Consider the following 18,490-nt stretch of genomic DNA (forward strand, 5'->3'; position numbering starts at 1 on the left):
TACCACCATAATGATAACGGGTTTGGCAAATGGAACATATTCCGATGAACCTTACTATGTGATAAAAACACCCTGATTTGAAACACTGAAAGATCAGGGTGCAGGTTGTTGTAGAGACCTATGAAAAGGTCCTTTGTGCAACACCATAAATCAAATGAATTTGCATTTCCATATGATATGGGGCCTACCACCGGGAAAAGAACGGGCTATTGCTTTTGATATTCGGCATTGATGTCAAGATACACCTCTTCACCCAACATTGGTGCCGGGTATGCCGTACCTACGCCAAAATCAGAACGTTTAATGGTCCCCGACAATTTGATGCCTGCTGTCGGTTTTTTGGTCTGCGGATTCTCGACGGTCCCCCTATACCACATGTCAAGGCTTATCTTTTTGGTTTTGCCCTTTATGGTAAGGTCCCCTTCCAGTTTGTATCTACCGGTCCCGAGACTTTTGATTCCGGTACTCTTAAAAGTTATCAGCGGGTATTGTTCCGCCTCAAAGAAATCCGGCCCCTTTAGATGGTCATCCCTATAGCTGTTGTTCGTGTTGATGGATGCCACTTGAATCACCGCTTCAACTTGGGCATCACTAAAATCCTCTTTTGAACTCTTAATGGTCGCTTCAACGTCATTGAAGGTTCCCGAAATGTCGGATATGCCCAAATGCGTGATGCTGAACCTCAATTGGGAGTGGGGAGGGTCCAATGTCCAAAATTGCTGTTCGGTAAATGCCGTCAAGGTCAGCAATGCAACCAAGGAAAGTAATAATCCGTTTTTTTTCATTGTGTTATTGTTTTAAAAGGTTCGGTTATACGTCTTTATATTAGGATTACGGTCTATTTTTTCGCACGGATTGAATAATAGGTCCTTGGTTCTTTGGGTTCCTCGGCCTGTTTGATTAAAAAATCAGCCACATCGGCTCGGCTTATTTCACCCACTTCGATACCTTCGAACAAGCTGTTTTCAACATGATAGTTTTCGGTCAAAGGTCCGTCCAGCAAGAGACCGGGACGGACGATGATCCAGTTCATATTTGAGTTTTCAATGATTTCTTCCATTACGGTCTTGTCGGCATATACGTCCTTTAGGACTGTTTCCATCATTTGCCTTACTGGTTGCGGTACATAGTGCATACTTTCTCCGGCACCAAATCCGGTCACGAAAACAAAAGGGATGTCAAAAGCTTTTTCAGCTTGGATATCGACCAATAGTTTTGCGAAATCGGAAAACAATGTGGTAGCTTTGGTGCTGGTACCCGTTCCCAAGGTCACAATGACCGCATCGGCACCTTCCATGGCATGGAGCAAGTCGGTTTTGTTCGTGGCGTTACCTGAAATGGACAGGAAATCCGTATGGTCCATTGTTATCTCTGAACGGGAGAGGGTCTTTACCTTGTGGTTTCGGTCCAATGCCCTTTTTATGGTTTCCAGGCCTATGCCTGCGGATGCTCCTATTATGGTAATGTTCATTTTTTGTTTTTTTAGATTAATAAACAGTTTCTAAATACGCTTTTAATGTGGTTGGCTTTCTACCCAGCAAATTTTCTAGATCGGTACTGGTGACGTCCAGTTCCCCTTGCTTCTGCGCCACGGAAAAACTTGATAAGATGTCTATTCCTTCGGAGGGAACCCCTGCACTTATAAGGGTTTGTGTGAACTCATCGACAGTTGGGGAGTGGTATTGGATGGTTTTGCCCGTAATCTCTGAAAGATAGTTGGCCACTTGGTCATATCCGAAGGCTTCAACATTGGTGAAATCATACATTTTGTTTCTGTGGAGCGCCGGTTCAACAAGTATGTTTGCGGTGGCCTCGGCATATTCTGAACGCAATGCCACACTTATCTTTCCATTTCCTGCGGGCAAATATATGATCCCTGTTTCCATCACCTTTTCGCCTATAAAAGATGGGATAAAGTCCATGTACAGGTTATTTTTAAGGACCGTAAAGGCAAGTCCACTTTCCTTCAACCATTTTTCTGTCAGCAAATGCGAATGGGCCAAAAGTCCCAACGGGGAGGTATCGGTTTCGTTCCTGCGCTGAAAGCTTGTATACACGATATGTTGGATGCCAGCACTTTTAGCGGCCCTAACGACATTCTCGTGTTGATGGAGACGGGTGGATATTTCCGTGCCAGAAATAAAGAGAAGGGTGTCCGCTCCCTCAAAGGCATCCACCAATGATTCGTAATCCGAATAATCCCCGACTTTTATATGAACGCCCTTGCTTCTTAAGTCTTCTGCTTTTTCCAAATCCCTGACAAGGGCGGAAATTTGATGGGCCTTGATTCCTTTTTGTAAAAGGGAATGTATGACCGTACTTCCATAGTGCCCTGTGGCACCTGTTATAAGTATCATATTTGTTTGAATGAAATTATATATAGATTACATTTGTTTCGCAAAGTAACCAATAATAGTTTATATAAGTTACTTATTAATAAAAGAGAATGGGAAATTGTGGTAACAAAAAGGTAACCAAACATGAAAGTCAACAATGAGATTTATGATTGTCCCGTGACGGCAACCCTTGAGGTCATTGGAGGTAAATGGAAGCCGATTATTTTGTATGTGCTCATGTCGGGGACCAAGCGATTTGGGGCATTGTCGGTCAGGATTCCGACCATTTCCAGAAAAGTACTTACCGAGCAATTAAGGGAGTTGGAATCGGACGGCCTATTGATCAGGAGACAATATAAGGAAATCCCCCCGAGGGTCGAATACACCCTGACCCCGGAAGGACAGAGCCTGTGGTCCGTATTTAACGAAATGGCAATTTGGGGAAACAACAATAGGAGAGTAAGCCAAAAGTAGTCTGAAACACCCAAAAGGATGCCAGGCCGCATCTGGACCTTTGGTTTATTTGTTTTCACGATCTGGTCCCGACTATGGGGGAATACCTTGATTGGGACGGTGCCATTGCAAAAACACGCACAGGCCTTTCACATGTATAAAAATCTGTTGATAAACTTTACATGTCCAGGCACAAAGTCAAGTTATGGCCTTATTTTTTGGCTTTGATAGGCTTTCTTTGGTTTTTTGTCCATGTGCTTCCAACGTTTGTGGGTCCATAGATAATATTCTGGAGCTTCTTTAATGGATTCCTCCACCATTTTGAGGAAGGATTTGGTAAGTTCGAACTTATCCATTTCTTTGGGATGCTCCGTTATCAACTTAAAGGTTCCGTGATAATGGCCACGCTTTACTTTGTTGACCTTTAAATAGACCGCAGGCAATTCAAATTTTTTGCACAGTGTTTCAGCTCCGGTGTGGGCAGGAACAGTGATGCCCATAAAGGGCGTCCATAACAAAGCTTTTTTCACCATAGGTGATTGATCGCTCAAAATCCCGTACATACCCAACTTGCCATCACGTTTGTTTTGGGCCACGATGCCCCAGGTGTCCTTGGTGCTGATCAAGGTAGTTCCAAATTTTTGGCGGATATTACGGACCAGTCTATCGAAATATTTGTTCCCGACTTTCTGGTAAATCGCATATCCCTTGGAAGCAATGTGCCTGTCCAGGGCAATTACCCATTCCCAACTGGCATAATGGGGAAATATGAGCATGACACTTTTGTTTTTGGCCTCAAGGCGGTGCAGCACCTCTAAATGGGAGAAGGTAAACCGTTTTTGAAGTTGTTTGTTGGAAATACCTATGGTCTTGATCATTTCCAAGAACATGTCGCACATGTGCCTGTAGAACTTCTTTTCAATATACAGCCGTTGTTCTTCTGACTTTTCCGGAAAAACAAGAGCCAAGTTATTTCGAACTACACTTTTACGGTATCCTATTGCATAATACATAAGAAGGTAGATGCCATCGGATATAAAGTAGATGATTTTAAAGGGAACTTTGGAAATCAGCCAGAGCCATGGATAGACAAGGATGTATACTGCAAGTTGCATCGATTGTTATTGGAACAAATATAATGGATATCCTTGATTAAATTACCAGTTTGGGTGTAATTAGGTCGTTTATACTTTCAAAAAAATCAAGGTGCGTCTTTATGGGGAGCAAAGATAACAGGCGCGGGAAGAGCACCTATCCCTATTGATGGTACACTATGATGTGTAAGTGTCCCCCCTGCTGTTTTTAAGAGGGGTACGGCAAACCACGTCCATCATCTTCAGTAACATTGTGCACCGGTTTTTTTAGGTGAATCATTTGATTAAATCAAATATTTAATTTATATCTTTGGAATGAATGAAGGATATACATGGTAACTAAACTGGTTGACACTGAGGAAAAAATCAAAATAGCTGCGAGGAAGATATTTACTCAAAAAGGCTACGCGGCAACTCGGACCAGGGATATAGCGGAAGAAGCGGATATCAATCTTTCCCTCCTAAATTATTATTTCCGAAGTAAGGAAAAGCTTTTTAATATTATTATGATTGAAAAGCTGCAGGAATTCTTTGGGGTTATTTCCCCGATCATTACGGATTTCAGGTTGTCGCTGGAGGAAAAAGTCGAAAAAATTGTTGAGAATTATATCGAAATGATTCTCAAAAACCCGGATTTGCCAATTTTTGTTCTCAGTGAAATTCGACATAACCCCAAAAATTTCGGAATAAAAATGGGTGTACTGCACTTGCTGAGTAATTCCTCCCTAGTGGTTCAAATCGCCGAAAAAAACAGTAAAGTGGATCCAATTCATTTTTTGCTGAACATTTTGGGGATGTCGATTTTTCCTTTTATTTCAAAACCCATAATGATGGCAGGTGGGTTATTTGATGAAGAAAAGTTCAAAAGTTTAATGGAAGAACGGAAAAGACTTATACCTATTTGGATAAAGGCCACTTTGGAAACATAAAAAATTTGCCTATATGTTGGTCAATTGATTAAATCAAAATATCGATATGAAATGAAATGGAGTAAACTGTTTGTATGCGTTACATTTTCAACAAGTTTTTTTGGATTTTCCCAATCCGTTAAAACCTTGAGACTAGATGAATGCTATAGATTGGCAGAAGCGAATTACCCGCTTATCAAACAATATGCGCTTATTGAAAATGTGTCAGACTATAAAGCAGAGAATGTTCTGAGGGATGGATTGCCCAAAGTTGCCGTCAATGGTCAAGCGACCTATCAATCGGATGTCACTGCAATTCCTATTGAGGTTCCCGGTATGGATAAGCCGACAATCGATAATGACCAGTATAAACTATATGTGGAAATCGACCAAACCATCTATCAAGGCAATAAAATCAATAAGGAGTCCAAGATAGTTGATGCCCAAAGGGAAATAGACAAGGGGAGGTTGGCTATTGAAGTGTATGGAATCAAAAAAAAGGTGAGTCAGTTGTTTTTTGGGATTTTGTTGATCAACGAACAAATACAACAGAATGCCCTGCTTGCCGAGGATATTGAAAAGGCAATTGAAAGAATTAGGGTCGGTATTGATAATGGTACGGCCATAGAAAGCGATTTCTACGCGTTAAATGCCAATCTACTTTCGACCAAACAAAGGGACACTGAACTCTTGTTACAGAAAAATGCACATTATGAAATGTTGGGCGTATATATCAATGAAAAGATCGATGACAATACGATTTTGATAAAGCCCGGACAGATTGAAAGTGGAAATACCTTGATCAACCGTCCTGAATTGGACGTGATCGATAGCCAAATACGGCTATTTGACCTACAATCCAAGTTGCTTACATCCAAAGTGTCGCCCAAACTCTCGTTTTTTGCCCAAGGAGGATATGGGAAACCAGCATTAAACATGCTCAGTAATGAATTTGATTCCTATTTCATGGGAGGTGCCCGTTTTCAATGGTCCCTGTTCAATTTCTACACGAATAAAAATGAAAAGAAAATAATTGGATTGGAAAAACAAAAGCTATCAGTACAGAAAGAAACCTTTTTGTTCCATACCAATCTTGAACTTACCAATCAAAATTCAGAAGTTGAAAAATACCGACAACTTTTGGCCATGGATGATGAAATAATAGAAATGTACTCCAAAATCAAGGAAGCATCCTTGTTTAAATTGTCCAATGGTACCATCGATGTCAACGACTATTTACGTGATGTGAACCAAGAAAGCCGGGCCATTCAGAATAAATTGCTACACGAGCTAAAACTCTTAATGATATTGGAAGAATCAAAAATTACCCAAGGAATCAAATACTAAACCATGAAACAAAATCAATTAGCAATCATTGTATTATTTTTTCTGTTCCTATCGTGTCATGACAAAAGTGGCGAATATGATGCTTCAGGGACATTTGAAGCAATTGAGGTCAAAATTTCATCGGAAGCCAATGGAGTTATCAAAAGGCTTTCCATGGATGAAGGGGAGACATTGGAGATAGGCCAATATTTGGGTTATATAGATAGCACCCAACTTTACTTGCAAAAACAACAGTTGCAGGCTAAAATAAACGTACTTCTTGCAAAAAAACCAAACATAGCCGTACAACTTTCATCACTGGAGGAGCAGTTAAGGCAGGCAAAAAGAGAACAACAAAGGGTACAAAATTTAGTCTCAGGGAAAGCTGCCCCCCAAAAAATGCTTGATGATGCCAATTCACAGGTTGATATAATCCAAAATAAGATCAAAGCACAAAAGTCGACCTTATCCATTAACACGGCCAGTCTGGTAAACGAAACGGAACCATTGCAAGTTCAGATCAGACAACTGAACGATAAGCTGGAAAAATGTAAGATCATTGCTAAAGTCAAAGGTACCGTGCTGTCAAAGTATATCGAAGAAAATGAAATTGTATCGGAGGGATTGCCCTTGTACACTATTGCAAACTTGGATACCTTAACGCTCCGTGCGTACATTACCGGTAACCAATTGCCACAATTAAAGATCAATCAAAAATTAAGCGTATTGGTGGACAATGGATCGGAGGGCTACAAAAATTATGAAGGTATTTTGGAGTGGATCAGTGATAAGGCGGAATTTACACCCAAAACCATCCAAACAAAAGACGAGCGTGCCAATTTAGTATATGCCATGAAGGTCCGGGTGGCCAATGATGGTTATCTCAAAATAGGAATGTACGGCGAGGTAAAATTTTAATCATGCATAGTGTTGTTGTTGAAAACCTAAGGAAGCAATATAAAGAGAATGTTGCCGTGGACGATGCTTCATTTAAAGTAAATGAAGGTGAAACATTTGGGCTTATCGGTCCTGACGGATCTGGAAAAACCAGTATTTTTAGGATGTTGGCAACCTTATTGGTCCCAGATGGGGGAGAAGCACATGTATGTGGATGGGATGTGGTAAAAAATTACAAGGAAATTAGAAAAAGTGTAGGGTACATGCCAGGTACCTTTTCCCTATATCAGGACCTGACGGTGGAGGAAAACCTCCATTTCTTCGCAACGATATTCAATACCACAATTACGGAAAATTATAGTCTGATCAAAGATATATATGTCCAACTGGAGCCCTTTAAAAACAGGAGGTCAGGAAATTTGTCCGGTGGTATGAAGCAAAAACTGGCACTATGTTGTGCGTTGATACACCGACCGGAAGTTTTATTTCTGGACGAACCCACAACCGGGGTGGATACTGTCTCCAGAAAAGAATTTTGGGAAATGCTGAAAAAGTTGAAAAAGGAGGGGATTACAATTTTGGTGTCAACCCCCTATATGGATGAGGCCACACTTTGTGAAAGGATAGGTTTGATACAAAAGGGTCGGTTATTGTCGATAGATCCCCCTCAAGTCATCATTGAAAAATATCCTAAGGCCTTGTATGCCATAAAATCACATAACATGATCGAATTGCTGTCCGCATTGCGAGAACTACCCTTGATAGGGTCGGTTCATTCTTTTGGTGAGCATCATCATATTACAATAGTAGATAGAACATTGACCTTGTTGGACATAAGGGCTACTTTGGAAAAAGAATTACCGTACCCTTTTCAAATAGACAAAATCGAGCCTTCAGTGGAAGATTGCTTTATTCAATTAATGGAAAAATAGATGTCATATGGAGAAAGAAAAGGTTATATCGGTTAGTGGACTGACAAAAAAATTTGGGGATTTTACGGCTGTTAATGGGATAACCTTTGATGTTTACAAAGGTGAAATATTTGGATTTCTGGGGGCAAACGGCGCTGGTAAGACAACAGCTATGAGAATGTTGTGCGGCCTGCTGAGCCCAACATCGGGGGATGCAACTGTTGCTGGTTTTGACTTGTACAAACAGACCGAAAAGATAAAAACCAAAATAGGGTATATGAGTCAAAAATTTTCACTCTATGAAGACTTAACGGTAAAAGAGAACATCACTTTTTATGGAGGGATCTATGGTTTGGGCAACCGTGAACTAAAATTCCAGTCCAAACGGTTGATCGAATCATTGGGTTTGCAATCTGAGGCGAATCAGCTTGTCGGTTCCCTGCCTTTGGGCTGGAAACAAAAACTGGCGTTCTCGGTTGCTGTTATCCATAAACCTTCCATCGTGTTTTTGGATGAACCCACAGGCGGGGTGGACCCGATAACGCGACGTCAGTTCTGGGATTTGATATACGAGGCCGTGAAAAATGACATCACGGTTTTTGTCACAACCCATTATATGGACGAAGCAGAATATTGTAATCGAATTTCCATGATGGTGGACGGGGATATAGCTGCTTTGGACAGCCCTTCAAATTTAAAGCAAGGGCATGGGGTGGACAGCATGGATGAAGTCTTCTATAACTTGGCTCGCACGGCAAAAAGAAAATCAGATTAGGTGAAACGGTTTGTAACATTTGTGAGAAAGGAGTTTTATCATGTGTTCAGGGACAACAAAACCTTGCTTTTACTGTTCGGCCTACCGGTGGCGCAAATAGTATTGTTTGGCTTTGCACTGACCAATGAGATCAAGAACTCAAAAATTGTGGTAGCCGATCATGCTAGGGACGAAGTGTCGTTTCAAATTATCGAAAAATTGTCCGCATCCCGGTATTTTGAAATTGAAAGCACTTTACTCAACAATGCGGAAATAGAAGAGTATTTTAAAAGAGGCGATATAAAACTGGCGGTTGTTTTTCCCAATAAGTTACAACAGGAACTTTCTAGTGACCATGTATCCCAAATACAGGTAATTGCTGATGCTACAGATCCCAATACAGCATCGACCTTGACCTCTTACGTTTCATCGATAATCAATGATTACCAACAGGATTTGAACATCTCGCTGGGTTTTCCAGTTCAAATTGTTCCCGAAGTGCGCATGCTCTATAATCCCAATCTCAAAGGGACCACCAACTTTGTTCCCGGTGTCATGGCATTGGTCCTTTTATTGGTGTGTGTGCTTATGACCTCGGTTTCCATAGTCAAGGAAAAGGAAAAAGGGACCATGGAACTACTATTGGTTTCCCCCATGCAACCCTTTGTCATTATAATTTCAAAAGCCATACCCTATTTCTTTCTATCCTTGATCAATCTTACAGTCATAGTCATTATGAGTGTGTTTCTTTTGGGTATGCCCTTGAAAGGAAGTGTGGTTTTGTTATATACCATGAGCAGTATTTTTATTTTATGTGCCCTCTCGCTTGGTTTGTTAATTTCCAATAGTACAAATTCCCAACAAGCTGCCATGTTGATATCCCTTATGGGAATGATGCTTCCCACCGTGCTTTTTTCCGGTTTTATGTTTCCATTGGAAAATATGCCCTTGCCACTTCAATGGTTCGCGAACATAGTTCCTTCCAAATGGTATTACAATATGGTCAAAGCCATAATGATCAAAGGGGTAGGTATCACTGCAATCTGGAAAGAAGCAACCATTTTAATGGGCATGACGATTGTTTTATTGATCATAAGTTTCAAGAAATTTAAGATAAGGATGTCATGAGAACATTGCGATTTTTATTGGTAAAGGAATTCAAGCAGATTTTTAGGAACCGGACTTTGTTGCCCATGATCTTTTTAATGCCCCTGATACAATTGTTGATTTTGCCTTTGGCGGCAGATTACGAAATAAAAAATATCAATGTATATGTTGTCGACCACGATAAGTCCACCTTTTCCAGAGATCTGATTTCCATGATTATCTCTTCCGGTTATTTTAAACTCGTCGACTACGATTCATCCTATAAAAGAGCACTTTCTGAAGTTGAAAGGAATAAGGCGGATTTAATACTTGAAATCCCAAATGATTTCGAAAGAAATTTAAACAGGGACAGGGTGCAAAAGGTTTTTATCGCCATAAATGCAATAAATGGTACAAAAGCGGGTCTGGGGGGGAGCTATTTAAGTACTATCCTTAAAGAGTTCAATAAAAATATTGTGATGGAATTGGACCACTCCTTTGATGGGAAAAAAGCATTGAAAAGAATTGATGTTGTCAACTCCAATTGGTTCAATCCATATTTAGACTATAAAACATTCATGGTTCCTGCCATACTTGTAATCCTTGTTACTATGATAGGTGCTTATATGTGTAGCCTGAACATTGTTAAGGAAAAGGAGATTGGGACCATTGAACAGATCAATGTGACGCCAATAAAAAAACATGTTTATGTTCTGGGCAAACTTATACCATTTTGGATAATTGGGATGGGCGTTTTTAGTATTGGGTTTTTTGTAATTTCCTGGGGGGTGTATGGCATAGTGCCAATTGGAAACATCCTTTTGCTCTATGGTTATTTGGCTTTGTACCTAGTAGCACTCCTTGGCTTTGGTCTTTTAGTTTCAACATATGCCGAAAACCAGCAGCAAGCTATGTCGGTCGCCTTCTTTTTTGTTATGATCTTTATTTTGATGAGTGGTCTTTTTACACCCATAGAGTCAATGCCCGAATGGGCAAAGTGGATAGCCAAGGGTAATCCTGTGACTTATTTTATCGAAGTTATGCGTATGGTTGTTCTTAAAGGAAGCGGTTATAGACACATACAAAACCACTTTTTGATCATGATGGGTTTTGCTGTTGTTTTGAATTTTTGGGCAATAGCCAATTACAGGAAGACATCTTAAGGAGTGTACACTTAGATGGGTTGGAAAGATGCGTTGTTTGTAATGGTTCTTTCTGGTGTACTCTGGTCTTGGTTCATTGTATTTAAGATATTGGATTTTCCTACTGGTTAAAGAGTGGTGTTGTTGTTTTCACTGGAGTATTTGCAGGATCAGGAAGCTATCCGCCTGGTCACATGGTTATGCTACAATGGCCTTTGCTCTCAATCTTTTTAACCCACGCAATTTTTCTTTCCGGGGTGCCCATTGAATTGGGTTGGGGATGAACTTCAACTTATCAGTGGAGGCGAGAGCCTATGTGCATTATGGACTTACTTGTAAAGTCCATCACGGACCCCTTTAAAGATTTCGATATTGATTGGGGGTTTGGCAGGTTGCCTTTTTGAAAAATGTTCCAAAAAAGGAAGGGTTGGCAAAATTCAGCTCATCCGCGATCTGGGCTATGGTCATGTCCGATCCCTTCAAAAGGGATTTGGCCGCCATGATTACCATGTCATTTATAAGTTTGGACGCTGAATGCCCACTGACTTCCTTTATGACCTTGGAAAAATACTTTGGTGTTATGAACAACTCACCTGCATAAAACTGTATGGACCGTTCAATTTTGTAATGTTTGAACAATAGGGAAATGAACTTTGTATAGATTTCTTCCTTACGACTGAAATGCTCCTTTTCATTGGAAGTGGCACTCACGGCATTGATCTGCAAGATTCGATATACGATTGTAAATACCAGATTTTTGACGATATCTTCCTTGTAAATATCGTTTCCATTGATTTGTTTCACAACCAACTTATGGAACATGAGCAGGTCTTCAAAATCTGCTCTAGGGGTTTTAAGACATTGCCCCTTTCCAAGGTCATTGGCAATGCTCCCTAATTCTTGGTTCAGCTTAAGGTTGGAAATGTAATCAAAGGTGAAAAAAAGAAATTCGGCTTCAAGTTCTTCTTGCTCCTTGATTTGAAGAATATTGTTTGGAAGTACAATCAAAAGGCTGTTTTTATCCAGTGTATATTCATTCAGGTTGAGCAGTATCCTCCCATGGCCCCTTACACATAATATGAATGCGATGCCCTCCACAATATGGGGGTAGTTAAAATCAAAGTTATGGTCCTGTACCGTGGATGGCTTTATCGACACGGCAAGCCCCTTGTTCTCCGAGATTGTGCCAACATTGATCTGTCTGGCAAAATTTTGAAGTGAAATCTTATTGTAACCGTTTTCCATATCACCTTTTCTCTATGGGCGAAGTAAGTAATAAAAAGCGATATTTTGAACAGTAAAGGGGCAATATCGGTTTTATATGATCTATTTATTATGACAATTTTTGCCGCTTGGAGGAACGCAAACATTTCAACCCTATGAATACAAATGCCATTTACAGGATCAAATTTATCGTTTTAGTTGCCGTTTTTGTCGCAACTTCTTGTAATACAAAAGATACGAAAAAGGAAGAGAACAAGGCCGTGTTTGTGAAAACACTCGGTATATCGGCGGATAGCGCGATAACCGCCCAGGAATATATCGGTACGATGGAAGGCCTGAACACGGTTGATATCAGTTTTTTAGTTGCGGGAAATATTGAACAGATGTATGTTAGGGAAGGGGAAAAAGTGGCCAAAGGCTTGCCTTTGGCCAAATTGGATGCATCATCTTTCAAGAGTGCACATGAACTGGCATTGGCGGCCTACGAGCAAGCGGAGGATGCCTACGAAAGAATGTCCGCGATGTACCAAAGAAACAGTATTCCCGAAATACAATATGTGGATGTCAAAACAAAATTGGAGCAGGCAAGGGCAAGCGAGGCCATTGCCAAAAAAAATCTTCGTGATGGCACTTTGAAAGCACCCTTTTCCGGTATTATCGGTACCCGTTATCTTGAGCCGGGCGCAGGGGTGTTGCCGAATACCCCGGTATATAATGTAATGGACTTGACCCAAGTTATGGCAAGGATACCCATTCCTGAAGGGGAAATATCCAATATTAATGTCGGTGATTCTTGTAAACTGAAAATTTCGGCCTTGGACAATGCAATGTTTTTTGGCTCGGTAACGGAAAAGGGTATTGCCGCAAATCCGGTTTCGCATACCTATGATATCAAGGTCAATGTTGACAATTCTGAAGGTAAGATCATGCCCGGTATGGTCTGCAGGGCATATTTAGGCCAGGATGAAGCGGCCGACCGGATCGTTGTTCCCATTAAATCGGTTCAGGTAGCATATTCGGGAAAAAGATTTGTATGGGTCAAAAGCAAGGAAGGCAGGGCCGTATACCAACAAGTGGAGTTGGGGGGGCTTTTTGAAAATGGGGTGCAGGTAATCAGCGGGTTGAAGGTTGGGGACGAACTGATCGTTGAAGGTTACCAAAACATCAGTGAGGGAGCGTTGGTAACCGTTAAAAATTAAAAAAGGGATCCTATGAAAGAACATAAAGGCCCCATAGCCTTGGCTATGAAGTACAACAAAATTGTTTTGCTCCTTACCGGAATACTTGTCATTTGTGGAGTGTTCGCCCTATATAAAATGCCCAAGCAAGAGTTTCCGGTGTTTACCATTCGGCAAGGGGTGGTGGTCGCGGTATACCCGGGGGCGACCTCTGGGGAAGTAGAGGAACAGGTGGCAAAACCACTCGAAAGATTCCTGTTCACCTACAAGGAGGTCAAAAAATCAAAAACCTATTCCAAATCCAGGGACGGGGTGGTATACGTCTTTGTTGAACTTAATGATGAGGTCAACAATAAAGATGAGGTGTGGTCCAAGATCAAGCACGGGCTGTCCAGTTTCAAGGCCCAACTGCCCTCCGGGGTGCTGGCTTTGATCGCCAATGATGATTTTGGGGATACATCGGCCCTACTGATCGCTCTGGAATCCAATACCAAAACCTATAGACAATTGCAGGATTACCTCGAAAATCTTGAGGATAGGCTGCGTAGAGTCGAGTCCGTATCGAATCTTAGAAGGTATGGTCTACAAAACGAACAGTTAAGTATCTACGTGGATAAGGAAAAAATAGCCAGTTATGGCATCAATATCTATTCCTTGTACCAAACGCTGCTTTCCAAGGGGATGATCGGTCCCTCCGGGACAATTGACAATGATGAAATGGTGGTCCCCATTCATATCACACGCCCTTTTAACTCTGAAAGGGATATGGAGGAACAGATTGTGTATTCCGATCCGCAGGGAAACAACATACGGCTAAAAGATGTGGCGCAGCTGGTCCGGGAATACCCAAAGGCTACGAGCTATACCATTAATAATGGCAATAAAAGCCTGATACTTTCCAGTGAAATGAGGGAAGGATATAACATTGTGGAATATGGAAAGGACGTAAATGAGGTTTTAGAGGAATTTGAAAGGACACTTCCCGATGACGTGAAAATTTTTCGTATCGCCGATCAGCCCAAAGTTGTGGAGGCATCCATAAACACATTTCTCGAAGAGCTGGGAATAGCCATCCTAGCAGTGATTTTGGTGACCATGGTGTTACTTCCTATCAGAGTAGCTGGGGTAGCGGCATCCACAATTCCGATAACCATTTTCATTTCTTTGGCACTGATGTTCGCTTTTGGCATTGAGTTGAATACGGTTACATTGGCCGCATTGGTCGTGGTGCTTGGGATGATTGTGGACAATTCCATAGTCATTGTGGACAGTTATCTGGAAAAAATTGATGAGGGCATACCCCGTCATGATGCCGCTATTGAGAGTGCACAGGAATACTTTAAAGCAATTTTCTCTGCGACCCTTGCCATAGGCATTACCTTTTTTCCATTCTTGGTGACCTTTACCGGTCAGCTCTTCGATTTTGTAAAGGCCTTCCCTTGGACCATTTTGATCACATTGGGGATTTCCTTGATTGTTGCGGTTTTCCTTGTCCCTTACCTCCAGTATGTTTTTGTGACCAAGGGTCTCCATAAAACGACGGATGGAGACAAGCAGAAAAAGAGTATTTTGGACCACGTCCAATCTTCTTATGACAAAACCTTGCGAACGGTCTTCAGTTATCCATTGGTATCAATGGGTCTCGGGGTACTTTTCATAGTATTGGGGGTTTTCATGTTCGCCAAGCTTCCCTTAAAACTTATGCCCATAGCCGAGCGAAATCAATTTGCCGTGGAAATATATCTGCCACAGGGAAATTCGCTCCAGCAAACGGAGGAGGTGGCCCATGCCATGGGGCAATTGCTGCAACAGGATGGGCGGGTGACCTCCCTTACTACTTTCATGGGAACGGGATCCCCCCGTTTCCATACCACCTATGCCCCAAAGATTGGAGGTCCTAATTTTGCACAGTTCATTGTCAATACCGAATCAAGTGAGGCCACCGTCGAGATGCTGGATGAATATTCGGAAAAATATGCCAATTACTATCCCAATGCCTTTGTGAAATTTAAACAAATGGACTACCAAGCTGGGGTTGATGCCGATGTTGAAGTACGATTGAGCGGTGACAATATCGGTGACCTAAAAGCAATAGCGGATAAAATTCAAGCAGAGGCGAATTCTTGGGATGAACCGATACGGGTCTATACGAACTATGAAGAAATCCTTCCCGATATCACAGTGGCCCTCGACCCCATTGAATCCAATCGTTTAGGGGTCTCAGAGGGGATATTGGGGGTTGGGTTGGCTTCACGCTTTGGTGGTGTGCCCATAACAACGGTATGGGAAGGTGATTATCAATTGCCTGTCGTGCTGAAATCAAAATGGGAAGGCCATAAGGACCCATTGGCGGGCGATGTGGAAAATGAATATGTTTCTGGTCTGTTTTCCCCGGCCATTCCTTTGCGACAAATCGCTAACGTTGGTACGGGTTGGAATGAAGGACAGATCGTACGGCGAAACGGGGTGCGTACCCTTTCTGTATATATAGATCTTAAAAGAGGCTTTAAGATAGACCCCATTCAACTGCGCACAGAGGAACTCATGGATGGGTTACAGGCAGAAATCACGGACAGGAACATTGCGGTTGCCTATGGGGGAACCAAGGAAGACACTATGGAAACCTTGCCGAAAATAGCAAGTGGTCTATTGATCTCTGTGGGCATCATATTCTTTATTTTGGTTTTCCACTTTAAAAAAATCAAGCTTGCATCCTTGGTATTCGCCTCGACTTCATTCAGTTTCATTGGAGCCGCTTTGGGTTTGATGGTGATGGACATGGCTTTCAGTGTTACCTCGGTTCTTGGGCTTGTCAGTCTGATCGGGATCATAGTCCGTAATGGGATCATCATGTACGACTATGTGGAGGAATTAAGGGCAAAAGGCAATCTGTCGGTCAAAGAAGCTTGTTTGAAGGCGGGCGAAAGAAGGATGAGACCTATCCTTTTGACCTCGATGGCCGCTTCGATGGGGGTCATCCCCATGATCATCAGCCAAAGCCCTTTGTGGGCACCAATGGGTACTGTCATTTTCTTTGGCACACTGGTATCCATGTTATTCATCCTGACCATGCTTCCACTTATATATTGGCTAGCGTATAGGAAAGAGGACAAGGAACACCAAGGGATGGCCGTGGCACAATAAATCAATTCTAAAATGAGAGGAAATTTTATATTCATGAAGTGTTTTGTTTTTCTTGTTCTGGGATTGGGCTCAATGCTCAACCTAAACGGACAGATGCGACTGACCTTGGAGGAAAGTAAAGCGATGGCCCTGGAAAATAATGGGAACGTAAAAAACAGTAGATTGGAATTGGACGCAGCATGGGAGACCAAAAAGGAGGCCTTTACCAATTACTTTCCAAAAATAAGTGCCAGTGCGTTCGGGATGAAGGCTATGGACCCATTATTGGAAATAGGGATGAAAGGTGGGGATTTGCCCGTATATGATGGAACCCCGGCAAATCTGGCCAACCCATTACAGTACGCCTATATGCCCGATGTCAATATAGGGTTGTTCAATCAGATGGCCTTGGGAATTGTAAACATACAACAGCCATTGTATGCCGGAAGCAAGATAAAGACAGGCAATCGTCTGGCTGAACTCAATATTGAGGTTAAGGAAATGCAACGGAAACTTTCAGAGAATGATATCATACTAAAGACCGAACAACAATATTGGCAAGTGATCGTCATTCAGGAAAAGCAAAAAACCGTTGACAGTTACCTTGACTTTTTGGACAGGCTCCATAATCAGGTGAACAATGCCTATGAGAATGGGCTTACCATCAGAAACGATCTTTTGAAGGTGAGCATCAAACAGCAGGAACTGAAGGTCACCAAAATACAGTTGGAGAATGGAAAGAAGCTGGCCCTTATGCAGTTATGTCAGACCATAGGATTGGAATATCGACCTACACTCCTATTGGAGGGGAACTTGGAAGAGCTTTCCTTGCCGGACAGCTATTACATCCCAACGGGGGATGCTTTGCCAAATAGGGCCGAATACCAGTTACTCGAAAAGTCCGTTGATGCAACCGGACTTCAAAAGAAAATGCAAAACGGCAATTATCTGCCCACATTGGGCGTAGGAATTTCAGGATATTACTTAGATCAGCTGGAAAGTGGTGTAGATGGCACTTTCAATGGTTTGGCGTTTGCCTCATTGACAATCCCCATTTCGGATTGGTGGGGCGGTAATCACAAGCTGAAGGAGTTAAGGATACGTGAATCCATGGCCAAGAACAACTTGGAAGAAAACAAGGGCCTGCTTCGCCTGCAGATGGAGAAAGCTTGGGTGGACCTGAACGAGGCATATGATAAAATACAGTTGACGAAAAGCATATTGGAGCAGACAACCGAAAACCTTAGGGTCAACCAAGACAGTTATGACAATGGATTGATCCAGCTATCCGATCTATTGGAGGCCCGTGCGCTGAAGGCGGAGACGGAGGACAAACTTATAGAGGCAAAAAACCGGTACAAACTGGCCGTGACCGATTATCTGCTTCTAACGGCCAGGTAGTCATTAAAAAGATTATGATTAAATTGTAACCTATCCATAAAACTGAATTTTATGTTTTCACACTTCATCACAATCTGGTTTTTGTTGAGTGCTGTCAGCCATAAACCCTCGGAAGGCAGGGTTCTTTATTTTGATATCTATATGAAAGACTCCATGGTGGGCACCCTAAGGGCGGCCATAGATCCGATGGGGCCACAGACACAATATTCCAGTGATACCTCGGTCAAAGTGAAGGTGCTCAAAAAGCTCAAGGTCGACTATGAATACTTGGTCACCTACGAGGATGGTTACCTCTTTGAATCGAATGTTGATGTTTTGGTCAATGAAAAACCACATGCGGAAGCTTATACGAAATGGAACGGTACGGAATACAGGATAATTAAGAATGGCAAAAAGGAACTATCTTTTAACGACAAGGTACCTTATTCCACTATTCTGCTCTTTTTCAGGGAACCTGCCGGGATCGAACATTGTTATTCTGAAATGGATGGCAGCATCAACACCATCATCCCATTGGGTAACCATAGCTATAAAAAAATCAATTCAAAGGGAAGGGAGAATATCTACAGTTACCAAGACGGTAAGCTGAAAAGTGCTTCAATAAGTGGTCTTGTGGCATTCACTATCATGGCTAGGGATTGAACTGGTTGGAAATGT

At 41.9% G+C, this 18,490-nt stretch carries 17 protein-coding genes; 12 read left to right on the forward strand and 5 right to left on the reverse strand.

The features are described 5' to 3' along the window. Positions 1 to 206 precede the first annotated feature (206 nt). From PY092_RS04150 to PY092_RS04160, 3 genes are read right to left on the reverse strand one after another with little or no spacing between them, the layout of a single operon-like run. On the reverse strand, positions 207 to 785 hold the full coding sequence (locus PY092_RS04150; RefSeq protein ID WP_275614587.1) for a YceI family protein: 579 nt from the start codon (positions 783 to 785) through the stop codon (positions 207 to 209). 53 nt (positions 786 to 838) lie between these two features. Next, positions 839 to 1,471, reverse strand: coding sequence for an NAD(P)-dependent oxidoreductase (locus PY092_RS04155; protein ID WP_275614588.1), 633 nt, complete (start codon positions 1,469 to 1,471; stop codon positions 839 to 841). 16 nt (positions 1,472 to 1,487) lie between these two features. Continuing rightward, positions 1,488 to 2,357, reverse strand: coding sequence for an SDR family oxidoreductase (locus PY092_RS04160; protein ID WP_275614589.1), 870 nt, complete (start codon positions 2,355 to 2,357; stop codon positions 1,488 to 1,490). A gap of 123 nt (positions 2,358 to 2,480) precedes the next feature. On the opposite strand from PY092_RS04160, the gene PY092_RS04165 reads away from it, so the two are divergent. Continuing rightward, positions 2,481 to 2,810, forward strand: a complete 330-nt coding sequence (locus tag PY092_RS04165; protein WP_275614590.1) for a winged helix-turn-helix transcriptional regulator — start codon at positions 2,481 to 2,483, stop codon at positions 2,808 to 2,810. A 182-nt stretch (positions 2,811 to 2,992) separates the two neighbouring features. Here PY092_RS04165 and PY092_RS04170 read toward each other — a convergent pair whose 3' ends face one another. After that, positions 2,993 to 3,904 carry a lysophospholipid acyltransferase family protein gene (locus PY092_RS04170; protein ID WP_275614591.1) on the reverse strand — a complete coding sequence of 304 codons (912 nt, stop codon included), beginning with the start codon at positions 3,902 to 3,904 and terminating at the stop codon, positions 2,993 to 2,995. Between the two features lie 311 nt (positions 3,905 to 4,215). Here PY092_RS04170 and PY092_RS04175 point away from each other — a divergent pair, with 311 nt between their 5' ends. The 7 genes from PY092_RS04175 to PY092_RS04205 all read left to right on the forward strand — a co-directional run bounded on the left by PY092_RS04175 (position 4,216) and on the right by PY092_RS04205 (position 10,928). After that, a complete protein-coding gene (locus tag PY092_RS04175) occupies positions 4,216 to 4,812 on the forward strand; it encodes a TetR/AcrR family transcriptional regulator (RefSeq protein ID WP_275614592.1) in 597 nt (198 codons plus the stop codon). A 126-nt stretch (positions 4,813 to 4,938) separates the two neighbouring features. Beyond that, on the forward strand, positions 4,939 to 6,138 hold the full coding sequence (locus PY092_RS04180; RefSeq protein WP_275614593.1) for a TolC family protein: 1,200 nt from the start codon (positions 4,939 to 4,941) through the stop codon (positions 6,136 to 6,138). 3 nt (positions 6,139 to 6,141) lie between these two features. Further along, positions 6,142 to 7,035, forward strand: coding sequence for an HlyD family secretion protein (locus PY092_RS04185; protein ID WP_275614594.1), 894 nt, complete (start codon positions 6,142 to 6,144; stop codon positions 7,033 to 7,035). 2 nt (positions 7,036 to 7,037) lie between these two features. Then, positions 7,038 to 7,946, forward strand: coding sequence for an ABC transporter ATP-binding protein (locus tag PY092_RS04190; RefSeq protein ID WP_275614595.1), 909 nt, complete (start codon positions 7,038 to 7,040; stop codon positions 7,944 to 7,946). A gap of 7 nt (positions 7,947 to 7,953) precedes the next feature. Then, positions 7,954 to 8,700 carry an ABC transporter ATP-binding protein gene (locus tag PY092_RS04195; protein WP_275614596.1) on the forward strand — a complete coding sequence of 249 codons (747 nt, stop codon included), beginning with the start codon at positions 7,954 to 7,956 and terminating at the stop codon, positions 8,698 to 8,700. Beyond that, positions 8,701 to 9,807, forward strand: coding sequence for an ABC transporter permease (locus PY092_RS04200; protein ID WP_275614597.1), 1,107 nt, complete (start codon positions 8,701 to 8,703; stop codon positions 9,805 to 9,807). It abuts the gene before it with no gap. After that, a complete protein-coding gene (locus PY092_RS04205) occupies positions 9,804 to 10,928 on the forward strand; it encodes an ABC transporter permease (RefSeq protein WP_275614598.1) in 1,125 nt (374 codons plus the stop codon). Before PY092_RS04200 ends, PY092_RS04205 begins: the two co-directional genes overlap by 4 nt. Positions 10,929 to 11,264: 336 nt before the next feature. Here the strand turns inward: PY092_RS04205 and PY092_RS04210 are convergent, their stop codons facing one another. After that, the gene (locus tag PY092_RS04210; RefSeq protein WP_275614599.1) at positions 11,265 to 12,152 is read right to left on the reverse strand and encodes a helix-turn-helix domain-containing protein; all 888 of its coding nucleotides are present in this window, start codon (positions 12,150 to 12,152) and stop codon (positions 11,265 to 11,267) included. A gap of 134 nt (positions 12,153 to 12,286) precedes the next feature. Here PY092_RS04210 and PY092_RS04215 point away from each other — a divergent pair, with 134 nt between their 5' ends. From PY092_RS04215 to PY092_RS04230, 4 genes are read left to right on the forward strand one after another with little or no spacing between them, the layout of a single operon-like run. After that, positions 12,287 to 13,330 (forward strand): efflux RND transporter periplasmic adaptor subunit, encoded by a 1,044-nt coding sequence (locus tag PY092_RS04215; RefSeq protein WP_275614600.1) that lies wholly within the window; start codon positions 12,287 to 12,289, stop codon positions 13,328 to 13,330. 12 nt (positions 13,331 to 13,342) lie between these two features. Beyond that, complete coding sequence (locus tag PY092_RS04220) at positions 13,343 to 16,453, forward strand: efflux RND transporter permease subunit (RefSeq protein WP_275614601.1); 3,111 nt, start codon at positions 13,343 to 13,345, stop codon at positions 16,451 to 16,453. 33 nt (positions 16,454 to 16,486) lie between these two features. Then, the gene (locus PY092_RS04225) at positions 16,487 to 17,833 is read left to right on the forward strand and encodes a TolC family protein (protein ID WP_275614602.1); all 1,347 of its coding nucleotides are present in this window, start codon (positions 16,487 to 16,489) and stop codon (positions 17,831 to 17,833) included. Positions 17,834 to 17,884: 51 nt separating this feature from the next. Then, positions 17,885 to 18,475, forward strand: a complete 591-nt coding sequence (locus PY092_RS04230) for a DUF6134 family protein (protein WP_275614603.1) — start codon at positions 17,885 to 17,887, stop codon at positions 18,473 to 18,475. The last annotated feature ends 15 nt before the right edge of the window (positions 18,476 to 18,490 follow it).

The organism is Flagellimonas yonaguniensis, from assembly GCF_029193885.1.
In the GTDB taxonomy this organism is placed as follows: domain Bacteria; phylum Bacteroidota; class Bacteroidia; order Flavobacteriales; family Flavobacteriaceae; genus Flagellimonas; species Flagellimonas yonaguniensis.

Coding starts and splice junctions, on each gene's coding strand:
- PY092_RS04150 (WP_275614587.1), bottom strand. CDS start 785: ATGAAAAAAAACGGATTATTACTTTCCTTGGTTGCATTGCTGACCTTG.
- PY092_RS04155 (WP_275614588.1), bottom strand. CDS start 1,471: ATGAACATTACCATAATAGGAGCATCCGCAGGCATAGGCCTGGAAACC.
- PY092_RS04160 (WP_275614589.1), bottom strand. CDS start 2,357: ATGATACTTATAACAGGTGCCACAGGGCACTATGGAAGTACGGTCATA.
- PY092_RS04165 (WP_275614590.1), top strand. CDS start 2,481: ATGAAAGTCAACAATGAGATTTATGATTGTCCCGTGACGGCAACCCTT.
- PY092_RS04170 (WP_275614591.1), bottom strand. CDS start 3,904: ATGCAACTTGCAGTATACATCCTTGTCTATCCATGGCTCTGGCTGATT.
- PY092_RS04175 (WP_275614592.1), top strand. CDS start 4,216: ATGGTAACTAAACTGGTTGACACTGAGGAAAAAATCAAAATAGCTGCG.
- PY092_RS04185 (WP_275614594.1), top strand. CDS start 6,142: ATGAAACAAAATCAATTAGCAATCATTGTATTATTTTTTCTGTTCCTA.
- PY092_RS04190 (WP_275614595.1), top strand. CDS start 7,038: ATGCATAGTGTTGTTGTTGAAAACCTAAGGAAGCAATATAAAGAGAAT.
- PY092_RS04195 (WP_275614596.1), top strand. CDS start 7,954: ATGGAGAAAGAAAAGGTTATATCGGTTAGTGGACTGACAAAAAAATTT.
- PY092_RS04205 (WP_275614598.1), top strand. CDS start 9,804: ATGAGAACATTGCGATTTTTATTGGTAAAGGAATTCAAGCAGATTTTT.
- PY092_RS04210 (WP_275614599.1), bottom strand. CDS start 12,152: ATGGAAAACGGTTACAATAAGATTTCACTTCAAAATTTTGCCAGACAG.
- PY092_RS04215 (WP_275614600.1), top strand. CDS start 12,287: ATGAATACAAATGCCATTTACAGGATCAAATTTATCGTTTTAGTTGCC.
- PY092_RS04220 (WP_275614601.1), top strand. CDS start 13,343: ATGAAAGAACATAAAGGCCCCATAGCCTTGGCTATGAAGTACAACAAA.
- PY092_RS04225 (WP_275614602.1), top strand. CDS start 16,487: ATGAAGTGTTTTGTTTTTCTTGTTCTGGGATTGGGCTCAATGCTCAAC.
- PY092_RS04230 (WP_275614603.1), top strand. CDS start 17,885: ATGTTTTCACACTTCATCACAATCTGGTTTTTGTTGAGTGCTGTCAGC.